The following is a 325-nucleotide window of genomic DNA, read 5'->3' on the forward strand; positions in this document are numbered from 1 at the left end:
GATCACATTGCCGCCGACCGTAGCGGTCTCTTCGGTAATGCTGTTGGTGTCGGCCACCGCTTCCGGCGCATCATCGGCGATTGCGATGCTGAGGCTGCCGTTGGCCGCACTGCCGTCATCGTCGGTGACCACCAGGTCCACCGTCTCGGTGAAGCCGGCATCCGTGGCGTCAGCCTGGCTGTCGTTGTCGACGCGGGTGTCCAGGGTGTAGCTATAGCTCACGGTGCCGCCGGCGGCCGGGTTGGCACTATCCGACGGTGTAAAGCCGGTCAGGCTAAGGCTGCCGTATTCGGTATCGACCACCACCGGGCTATCGGCGGACAGA

At 64.6% G+C, this 325-nt stretch carries 1 protein-coding gene; it reads right to left on the bottom strand.

Translation table 11 applies throughout. The features are described 5' to 3' along the window. Positions 1 to 325: VCBS domain-containing protein (locus NFH97_RS21165; RefSeq protein ID WP_349625592.1), on the bottom strand; the 325-nt coding region annotated here is incomplete at both ends.

Origin of the sequence: Halomonas sp. SCS19 (assembly GCF_040147015.1) — a bacterium.
Classification (GTDB): domain Bacteria; phylum Pseudomonadota; class Gammaproteobacteria; order Pseudomonadales; family Halomonadaceae; genus Halomonas; species Halomonas litopenaei.